This window comes from Geminicoccus sp. (assembly GCF_035556675.1).
Classification (GTDB): domain Bacteria; phylum Pseudomonadota; class Alphaproteobacteria; order Geminicoccales; family Geminicoccaceae; genus Geminicoccus.
The window spans coordinates 84273-93884 of the sequence record NZ_DATMFZ010000259.1; the positions used below are offsets into that span (position 1 = coordinate 84273).

Sequence of the window (9612 nt, forward strand, 5' to 3'; positions counted from 1 at the left end):
CTCGGGGGAACCGTCGTCGACATGAGCGTGGCCAGCCCTGATCGTCCCGTGGCCCTGGCCTTGTCGGGTGGCGTCGCGCTCGGCGCCTATCATGCCGGCGCCTATGCCGCCCTCCACGAGGCCGGGCTGCCGCTGCGCTGGCTGGCCGGCTGCTCCGTCGGCGCCGCGGTGGCGGCCGTGATCGCGGGGAACCCGCCGGAGCGGCGGGTCGAGCAGCTCCGGCGCTTCTGGCAGCTCGCAGCGCTCAACCCCTTCCCGCTGACGCCCTACTGGAACGACCGCCCGCCGGCGGGCCTGCCGCGTCAGGCCTACAACATGGCGAGCGCCCTGCAGGCCCATCTGTTCGGCCGGCCCGGCATGTTCCATCCTCGGTTCCTGCCGAGCGTGGGCGACCCCGGCCTCTACGACCTGACGCCCTTGAAGGACTGGCTCCTGGAGCTGGTCGACTTCGACCGGCTGAACAGCGGCGAGGTCCGGGTCAGCATCGGGGCCACGGACCTGCTCAGCGGCGAGCGCGTCCTGTTCGACACGGGCAGTGGCGCCCGCATCGGCGTCGAGCACATCCTGGCTTCCTCCGCCCTGTCGCCCTTGTTCCCGCCGGTCGAGATCGAGGGGCGGCTGCTCGTCGATGGCGGCCTGTCCGTGAACCTGCCCTTGGACCTCGTGCTGCACGAGAAGCGGGACACCGAGCTCGCCTGCTTCGTGATCGAGCTGTTCGCGCGCCGGGGCAGCCGGCCGTCCACGCTGGGCGCTGCCCTGTCGCGCAGCGTCGACCTGGTGTTCGGCAACCAGACCCGCACCCTCCTGGAAGGGCAGCAGCGCGACTATGCGCTGCGGGCGAAGCTCCGGGCACTCGGCGACCGGCTGCCCCCGGAGATCCGGGACGATCCGGAGGTGGCGCCCTTGCTGGCGGAAGGGCAGTTCGCCCCGGCCGTGCTGCTCTGCCTGGGCCAGCGCGCCGATCTGGACGAAGCCGGGCCGGTCAAGATCTTCGACTATTCGGAAGCAACGCTGGCCGACCGCTGGCGGCGCGGTGCGGAGCACATGCGCCGGGCCCTCGACCGGCTGGCAGCGCTGGGCGACGGGCCGCTGCCGCCCGGCCTCACCGTGCACGATGTCTGAGCAGGCAGCGGGCCCGCGGCGGCCCCATCCGACCCGGCGCAGCCTGCTCGCCGGTACAACGGCGGCCGGGATGGCCGGCATGTCGGCCAAGGCAGGAGAGCGATCGATGAGCCATCTGGTGCTCCTGGGCGATTCCGTGTTCGACAACGGCGCCTATGTCGCCGGCGGGCCGGATGTCGTGACCCAGCTCCGCCAGCGCTTGCCGCAAGACTGGCAGGCGAGCTTGGCTGCGGTGGACGGCGGCAGGCTCGCCGACATCCAGCACCAGCTCCGGGGGCTTCCTGCGGATGCGAGCCATCTCGTGATCAGCGTCGGCGGCAACGACGCCCTGGCCCATGGCGGGATCTTCGAGGAACAAGTGGGCTCGGTGGCCGAAGCCCTGCTCCGGGTCGCCGCAGTGCGGCAAGGCTTCGATCAGGCCTATGGCGCCATGCTGGATCAGGTCGTGGCGATCCGGCCGCAGGTGGCGGTCTGCACCATCTACGACACCGCCTATCCCGAGCCGCGCCGCACCCTGGCGGTCACCGCCCTGGCTGCACTCAACGACGTCATCACCCGCCATGCCTTCCGGCGCGGCCTGCCGCTCGTCGACCTGCGCCTGGTCTGCGACGAGACCGCCGATTTCGCCAACCCGATCGAGCCGTCCGTCCAGGGCGGCGGCAAGATCGCAAGCACCATCGCGGCGCTCGCCGCCGAAGGGTTCGGCCAGGGCCGTTCGACCGTCTTCCTTTGAACAAAAGGCGACAAGCAGGAGCACCGCCATGGTTGGGCTCCCCGTCCAAGGATACGCGGCCGGAGGTCAAGGAGTTCGCGCAAGCGATAGCGGCGTTCCGCCTGGAGCAGATCGCGCGCCTGCAGGAAGTCGCCCGGGCGGAAAACGTTACCCTGCCTGAGGACAAGCAGCTTGGGCACCAGGTCGTCCTGGAGAATCTCGAGCCCCTGGACTTCCTGGCGCTCAGCCGGCGCTATGCCGAGATCCAGGTCCAGGTGCTGAAGCAGGAGATCCTGGGCTACCAGGCGGCAGAACGGTCGTCGGACGAGGTGCCGATCAGGCTCGCCGTCGAGACCCTGCCGCAGTTCCAGGACCGGCTCGATGCCGCCCGCATCATGCTGCAGGCGGTGGAGCCCTGAGCCGCACCGCCGGTCCCTTTCAGCCCGCCATCCATTGGTCCGAGACTGGGCAGCCGGCAGGATCACGCCACCAGGGCGCTGCCGCTGGCACTGACGAAGTCGATCTGGACGACGATGTCGTTGTAGTCGAAGTCGCCGCCGCCCTTCATGTCCTCCCAGCCCCAGGTGTTCAGGCCGTAGTTCCACAAGTGGGTGACCGGCGCACCGCCGACCTGCTCGTTGGCATCGGCAAAAGCGAAGAATTCGTCGTCGCCGGCCGACAGCCGCATTGCGATCAGGTCGCCGGCATCGACATCGGTGATACTGGTCTGCAGGAACTCGCCGAAGCCCGGTCCCTCGATCCACTCCTCGCCGTCACCAGTCGCATAGGCCCGCTCCAGCGTGGCGGCACCATAGCCTTCGTCCCCGGGTACGAGGTCCCCGATCCGGCCGGTGAAATCGTCGACCTCGTAGAACAGGAGCGAAACCTCCTTCTTGCCGTTCTGGCGCAACCGCACGATCGCCTCCTGATCGTCGGCCCCGCCGGCCGTGGTCGCGACGGCCACGGCGCGCGCTACCTGCAGTGCACAGTCAAGCTCGCCCGTCACATAGTCGATGAAGCCGTAATCGTTGGTCAGGCCGACCTGCGGCGTCTCGGTGGCCGCGCCGCCAATCTCGATCGCCAGCCCGTCCCCCTGGTCCAGGACAAGTTCATAAGGGCGCGACTGCCCGTACTCGTCGAACAGGCGCACCAGGTCGCCGTCGAAGTCGGCCTGCAGGACCTGCTGGGCGAACTGGCTGGTCCAGGCATGCGGCGAGCCGGCGCTGGCATTCCAGGACACCGTGGCGCCCGATGCGGCTAGGTCGATTCCGCCATCGCTGGCAAGGATCGGCTGGAGCAGCAGACTCTGCGCCGTTGCACTCCCGCCGGCGTCGTCGAGGATGCCGGGCGCATCGGAATGAAGCTGGCTGTGGGCAAGGGTCGTGAGCGCCCGTGTCAGCAGGACGCCGTTCGGCGAGCCCAGCCCGGTGGTCAGGTCATAGCCCGGGCCAGCCTCGTAGCCGAAGCCGGTCGGCGTGAGGGTGATCTGTTCCTCGGCATTCGGGTCACCCTTGACCGGGCCGCCTTCGACATAGCTCGACACGTTGTTGCCGAGCTGGATGTCGTTGAACGAGCCGGGTGCCACCACCGCCGCCGTGTAGAGCAGGTCGTTCAGGTAGCCCAGCTGCGGCAGGCCCTGGTCGGCGAACACGGCGTTGATCTGGGCGCCCAGCGCCGCCCAAAGTGGCGTCGACGCGCTGGTCCCGCCGCTTTCCTCGAACCGGGTCATGTCGGCGGACGGCACTACATAGAGCATGTTGCCGCCAGCCAGCGCCGCCACGTCCGGCACGCCCCGCCCGCTTTCGGCGAGCGGGTCGCTGGTGATGGGGTGCAGCCCGTAGTCGGCCTGGTAGCCGGGGATACCCTGGGTGACGTCCACGCCGCCCGAGCTGGCTGCATTCTCGGAATAGTCCGGGCCGAGGGTGTCGCCGTCGAGCCGGTACTGGTTCCAGACGGTCTCGACCAGGACCGCCAGCTCCGACGCGTTCTCCGGCAGGACGTTGAGGCCACCGGCGATCAGCTGCTGCAGCGTGCCGAGGTCGTGCGCGCCGGCCAGCTCGACCAGTTGGCCCAAGGTCACGTCATTCCCGGCGGAGGACATGGTGCTGAGCGACGTTCCGCCGACCGTCACGGCGTAGGGGCTGGCGATCGTGTAGGTCACGTTGGTGAGCCCGTTGCCGAGCTCGTTGCCCGAACCGCCATCGTAGGTCATGACGAACATGGACTGGTTGCGGAGCGCCGCATCCACGAACAGCTCCCGGTAGGCGTCCAGGAAGGGCGAATCCGGGGATGGCAGCTGCACGTCGCTGAACGAGGAGGAGATGACCTCGGGATCGGCCTCCTGATCCCAGATGGCAGACTGATACGAGGTGAACACCGTCCCGTCCTGGGAGGAACCCACATAGAGGCCGATCGTGCTGTTCGGCGCCGCCCCTGCCACGACCCCGACATCGAGCGAGCGTTCGCCGCCCATTTCGTCATCGTAGCCCTGATGTTCCGGGTTGCTCACGTAGAAGCGGCCGGGCGTATCGAAGCCCAATGCCTTGCGGTAGGCATCGAGCTGCTCCTGGAAGGTGACGGTCGAGTCCTCGGGCAGGGCGGCGCCGATCCCGGTCTCGATCAGCGCGATGGTGCCGGTGTCCAGCTCGCTGCCGACCAGCGGGAACTTGTAGTGCTCGCTGATGGCAGCAGGATTTTCCGCAGCATCCGTCGTCGAGCCGTTGCCGATGCTCTGCCAGCCCTGCGGCAGCTCGACCGGGTCGTCGGCGAGGTCGGCGACCGCCGGCGGGATGCCGACATCGACCCACAGCCCCTCGGGCACGACGTTCCAGCCATCCGGGAACGACAGATCGCCGTTCCAGAAGAGGAGGTCGGGTTCCTCCGGATCGCCGGCCACTAGCAGCTCGGTGCCGAACAGGTTCTTGAAATCGTCGGCAGTCAGGCTGACCCAGACCGTGCGTGATGCCGCCGAGGCGACATAGCCGTCATCCGCGCCGAGCGTGGTGATGCCGCTGGCATGGAGCTGGTCGACCAGCGTGTCATAGGCGGCCGGATCGGCACCGAACATGGTCCAGAGTGTACCGTCTGCCTCCATTTCGGCGAGCAGCTTCTGGCGCGTTCCCCAGTCCTGGCTGAGCAGCCCGGTCGGATCGTTGGCGCGCTCCAGGCTCAGCGCGACATTGATGGTCAGGTCCGCCGGTGCGGCATGAATCTCCGAAGGATCCAGGTCATATGCCTTGGAGACCGCAGTCTCATTCGTGCTCCGGTAGGACGTCAAATCCAGAAACGTCGAGTTCTCGATCTTCGGCATGTAGAATCCCCGACCTTCATTCTCTTCGCGCGCAGACGCGAGTCTGCATCCTGTCAAACAGGCAATTTATTAGCAAGTTCCGGAAAATATCGTGTCTTGTGGCGTTCTGTGCTCTGGTCAGACGCTAAGGCGCGGACACTTGATCTTGCCACTCCGCCCCCTATCATGCCTTCTACCCTGGCGGGACTTCTATCCTGTCGAGGTCCCCTCAATCGACCGCAGCGCCTCGGCCAGGATCAGCGCCGCCGCCAGATGGTCGATCTTCCCGTCCCTGCCCGGCGGCGGCAATTCGCCCGCCTCAATCGCGGCTTCCACGCCGCCGGTCGTGAACCGCTCGTCCTGCAGGAACACAGGGAGTCCCGCCAGCGGCACGAACAGGTCCAGGAAGTTGCGGACCCGGTCGCAGGCCTCCCCTTCCCGGTCGTCCAGGCCGAGCGGCCAGCCGACCACCAGCCCAGCGGGCCGCCGCTCCTTCAGGAGCCGGAGCAGCGCCTCCCGGTCGTGCGTCCAGGACTTGCGCACATGGGTGAACAAGGGCGTCACCATCCGCCGCTCGGCATCGGTGCCGGCAAGGCCGATCGCGCGCTTGCTGACGTCCAGCGCCAGGAGGCCGCCGCGCTTCGGCAGGGCTGCCGCGAAGTCGGCATGGTTGCGGAAGATGGACGGTGACACTAGCTTCCGTGCGCCTTTTGCGGCCATACCCGGCCGCGTTTTCCGTTTTCGCGTGCAGGAGACCAGAGATCCATGGCGATCGACAAGGCCACGGTGGCGAAGATCGCGCATCTGGCCCGCCTCGAGGTTCCTGAGGAGAAGCAGGAGCATCTGGCGAAGGAGCTGTCCGGCATCCTCGGCTGGGTGGAGCAGCTGGGCGAGGTCGACACCGACCGGGTCGAGCCGCTGCGCTCGGTCATGTCGATCACCCAGGACTGGCGGCCGGACCGGGTGACCGAAGGTGACCGCCGGGACGATGTGCTGGCCAACGCGCCGGCCAGGCAGGATGGATATTTCGTGGTGCCGAAGGTGGTCGAATGAGCGTGGATCTCCACCGGCTGACGCTGGCCGACGCCCGCAAGGGCTTGGCCGCCAAGGAATTCAAGGCGGTCGAGCTGGCCGAGGCCTCCATCGCCCAGATGGAGTGCCACCGGGCGCTCAACGCCTTCATCACCGAGACGCCCGAGCGGGCGCTGGACATGGCGAAGGCCGCGGACGAGCGCATCGCCAAGGGCGAGGCCGGCCCACTGGAAGGCATCCCGATCGCGGTGAAGGACCTGTTCTGCACGAAAGGTATTCGCACCACGGCCGCCTCGAACATTCTGGGCAACTTCGTCCCGCCCTATGAGAGCACGGTCACGAAGCAACTCTGGGCGGCCGGTGCGGTCTGCCTGGGCAAGACTAGCCTCGACCAGTTCGGCATGGGCTCGGCCAACCTGAACAGCGCGTTCGGTCCGGTGAAGAGCCCCTGGACCCGGCCGGGCGATGCCAAGCCACTGGTGCCGGGGGGCAGCTCGGGCGGCTCGGCCGTGGCCGTGGCCGCGCGCATGTGCCTGGCCGCGACCGGCACCGACACTGGCGGCTCGATCCGCCAGCCGGCCGCTTACACCGGCATCACCGGCATCAAGCCGACCTACGGGCGCTGCTCGCGCTTCGGCATCATCGCCTATGCCTCCTCGCTGGACCAGGCTGGTGCCTTTGCCCGCAACGTCCGGGACAGCGCCCTGCTCCTGCAGGCGATGGCCGGCCACGACCCGAACGACAGTACCTCGGCCGACCTGCCGGTGCCGGACTTCGAGGCCGGGATCGGCAAGTCGCTGAAAGGGCTGAAGATCGGCATCCCGAAGGAGTACCGGGTCGAGGGGCTCTCACCCGAGATCGACCAGCTCTGGCAGCAGGGTGCCGACTGGCTGCGTGCCCAGGGTGCCGAGGTGAAGGAGGTCTCGCTGCCGCACAGCCGCTATGCGCTGGCCACCTACTACATCATCGCCCCGGCCGAGGTGTCCTCCAACCTCGCCCGCTATGACGGCATGCGCTACGGCCTGCGCGTCGAAGGGCGCAACCTGGCCGAGACCTACGAGAAGTCCCGGGGTGCGGGCTTCGGCGAAGAGGCCAAGCGCCGGATCATGATCGGCACCTACGTGCTCTCGGCCGGCTATTACGACGCCTACTACGTCAAGGCGCAGAAGGTCCGCCGCATCCTGGTGGACGACTTCCGCAAGGTGTTCGAGGAGGTCGACGCGGTGCTGGCGCCGACCACGCCCACGCCCGCCTTCCGGATCGGCGAGGAGCCGGACGACCCGGTCGCCATGTACCTGAACGACGTGTTCACCGTGACCGCCAACCTGACGGGCCTGCCCGGCATGAGCGTGCCGGCCGGCCTCTCATCGGACGGCCTGCCGCTGGGCCTGCAGGTCATGGGCAAGCCCTGGGACGAGCCGACCGTGCTCCAGATCGGTGCTGCCCTGGAAGAGGCCGCGCAGTTCAACACGCTTCCCTACGGCATCGAGGCTCGGGCATGAGCTGGACCATCGAAGGCAACACCGGCACCTGGGAGATCGTGGTCGGTCTCGAGGTGCACGCGCAGGTCACCAGCCAGGCCAAGCTGTTCAGCGGTGCCGCCACCGCCTACGGCGCCGAGCCCAACACCCAGGTGAGCCCGGTCGATGCCGGGATGCCCGGCATGCTGCCGGTGCTGAACGCCTATTGCGTCGAGCAGGCGGTCCGCACCGGACTGGGCCTGAAGGCGGAGATCAACAAGGTCTCGGTGTTCGAGCGGAAGAACTATTTCTACCCGGACCTGCCGCAGGGCTACCAGATCAGCCAGTACCAGCACCCGATCGTGGGCAAGGGCGAGCTGATCCTGGACATGCCGGACGGCACGCAGCGCCCGATCGGCATCACCCGGCTCCATCTGGAGCAGGACGCCGGCAAGTCGATCCACGACCAGGGCCACGACACCACGCTGATCGACCTGAACCGGTCAGGCGTGGCGCTCATGGAGATCGTGAGCGAGCCGGACATTCGCGACCCGGAGGAAGCCGTCCTCTACATGCGCAAGCTGCGCTCGATCCTGCGCTATCTCGGGACGTGCGACGGCAACATGGAGGAAGGCTCGCTTCGCTGTGATGCCAACGTCTCGGTGCGCAAGCCGGGGGAGCCGTTCGGCACGCGCTGCGAGATCAAGAACGTCAACTCCATGCGCTTCGTGGCGCGCGCCATCGAGTATGAGGCGCGCCGCCAGGTCGACATCCTGGAAAGCGGCGGGGTGATCGAGCAGGAGACCCGCCTGTTCGATTCGGTCAAGGGCGAGACCCGCTCGATGCGTTCCAAGGAGGAGGCGCACGACTATCGCTACTTCCCGGATCCCGACCTCCTGCCGCTGGAGCTGCCCGACGACTTCGTCGAGAAGATCCGGGCGACCCTGCCAGAGCTGCCCGACGAGAAGCGCGCCCGCTTCATGACGGAATACGGCCTCTCGTCCTACGACGCCGGGGTGCTGGTCGCCGAGCGCGAGACCTCCGAGTATTACGAGGAGGCCGCCAGGCACGGTGATCCCAAGCAGGCCGCCAACTGGATCATCACCGAGCTGTTCGGCCAGCTGAACAAGGCCGGCAAGTCCATCACCGACAGCCCGATCAGCGCTGCCGACCTCGGCAAGCTCCTGTCCCTGATCAAGGACGGCACCCTTTCCGGCCGGCTCGCCAAGGATGTCTTCGCGATCATGTTCGAGACCGGCGATGCGCCGGACAAGATCGTCGAAGAGCGCGGGATGAAGCAGGTGACCGACACCGGCGCCATCGAGGCGATCGTCGACAAGCTGATCGCCGACAATCCGGGCCAGGTCGCCACCGTCCAGAAGAACCCGAAGGTGGCCGGCTGGTTCACCGGCCAAGTCATGAAGGCCACGGGCGGCAAGGCCAATCCCGGCGTGGTCAACGAGATCGTGGCGAAGAAGCTGGGGCTCTGATCAGGCAGGCGCCGGCTGGCAGGCTCCTGGCCAACCGGCGTCGTCCTACCATCTGCTGAAGGCGCCGGTCATCCCTGCCGGGCCGCCTCAGCTGGCCGTGGCAATACATTACCAATCGTAAACAATTCTGTAGCAATCACGTAATGGTGATCCCTGGGTGAGTGGATCGGTGTCATGAGGACCGATCATCACGGGCCTCATCGCCGCGACCGGGGAGTCGGCAGATGGCGACACTCACCGGAACCAATGGCAATGACCGGATCTTCGGCACGGCTGTGGCCGATACGATCGACGGGCTGAAGGGTGCTGACGCCCTGTTCGGCCGGGCCGGCGGTGACCTGATCTTCGGCCAAGAGGGCAACGACCGGATCTACGGCGAGGATGGCCTCGATCTGGTCAGCGGCGGCGACGGCAACGACCATATCGAGGGCGGCCGCGACCGTGACCGCCTCTGGGGCGACGCGGGCGACGACACGATCTATGGCGATGCCGGCAACGATGAGCTCT

Annotated in this window: 9 protein-coding genes; 7 read left to right on the forward strand and 2 right to left on the reverse strand. The window is 67.6% G+C overall.

The window, feature by feature from the left end:
* The first annotated feature begins 21 nt into the window (after positions 1 to 21).
* The 3 genes from VNS22_RS18365 to VNS22_RS18375 all read left to right on the forward strand — a co-directional run bounded on the left by VNS22_RS18365 (position 22) and on the right by VNS22_RS18375 (position 2253).
* Complete coding sequence (locus VNS22_RS18365) at positions 22 to 1122, forward strand: patatin-like phospholipase family protein (RefSeq protein WP_325734960.1); 1101 nt, start codon at positions 22 to 24, stop codon at positions 1120 to 1122.
* Between the two features lie 106 nt (positions 1123 to 1228).
* Complete coding sequence (locus VNS22_RS18370; protein ID WP_325734962.1) at positions 1229 to 1855, forward strand: SGNH/GDSL hydrolase family protein; 627 nt, start codon at positions 1229 to 1231, stop codon at positions 1853 to 1855.
* A 32-nt stretch (positions 1856 to 1887) separates the two neighbouring features.
* Positions 1888 to 2253 (forward strand): DUF4142 domain-containing protein, encoded by a 366-nt coding sequence (locus VNS22_RS18375; RefSeq protein WP_325734964.1) that lies wholly within the window; start codon positions 1888 to 1890, stop codon positions 2251 to 2253.
* A gap of 62 nt (positions 2254 to 2315) precedes the next feature.
* Here VNS22_RS18375 and VNS22_RS18380 read toward each other — a convergent pair whose 3' ends face one another.
* Entirely contained in the window at positions 2316 to 5144 is a 2829-nt protein-coding gene (locus tag VNS22_RS18380; protein ID WP_325734966.1) for a S8 family serine peptidase, read from the reverse strand.
* A gap of 189 nt (positions 5145 to 5333) precedes the next feature.
* Positions 5334 to 5816, reverse strand: coding sequence for a Holliday junction resolvase RuvX (gene ruvX, locus VNS22_RS18385; RefSeq protein ID WP_325734968.1), 483 nt, complete (start codon positions 5814 to 5816; stop codon positions 5334 to 5336).
* 72 nt (positions 5817 to 5888) lie between these two features.
* Here ruvX and gatC point away from each other — a divergent pair, with 72 nt between their 5' ends.
* From gatC to VNS22_RS18405, 4 genes are all read left to right on the forward strand, one after another.
* A complete protein-coding gene (gene gatC, locus VNS22_RS18390; RefSeq protein ID WP_325734970.1) occupies positions 5889 to 6176 on the forward strand; it encodes an Asp-tRNA(Asn)/Glu-tRNA(Gln) amidotransferase subunit GatC in 288 nt (95 codons plus the stop codon).
* A gap of 2 nt (positions 6177 to 6178) precedes the next feature.
* Positions 6179 to 7657 carry an Asp-tRNA(Asn)/Glu-tRNA(Gln) amidotransferase subunit GatA gene (gene gatA, locus VNS22_RS18395; RefSeq protein ID WP_349261838.1) on the forward strand — a complete coding sequence of 493 codons (1479 nt, stop codon included), beginning with the start codon at positions 6179 to 6181 and terminating at the stop codon, positions 7655 to 7657.
* Complete coding sequence (gatB, locus tag VNS22_RS18400; RefSeq protein WP_325734973.1) at positions 7654 to 9105, forward strand: Asp-tRNA(Asn)/Glu-tRNA(Gln) amidotransferase subunit GatB; 1452 nt, start codon at positions 7654 to 7656, stop codon at positions 9103 to 9105. The genes gatA and gatB overlap by 4 nt, the downstream gene beginning before the upstream one ends.
* Before the next feature lie 224 nt (positions 9106 to 9329).
* On the forward strand, positions 9330 to 9612 hold a 283-nt coding region (locus VNS22_RS18405; protein ID WP_325734974.1), incomplete at its 3' end, for a calcium-binding protein.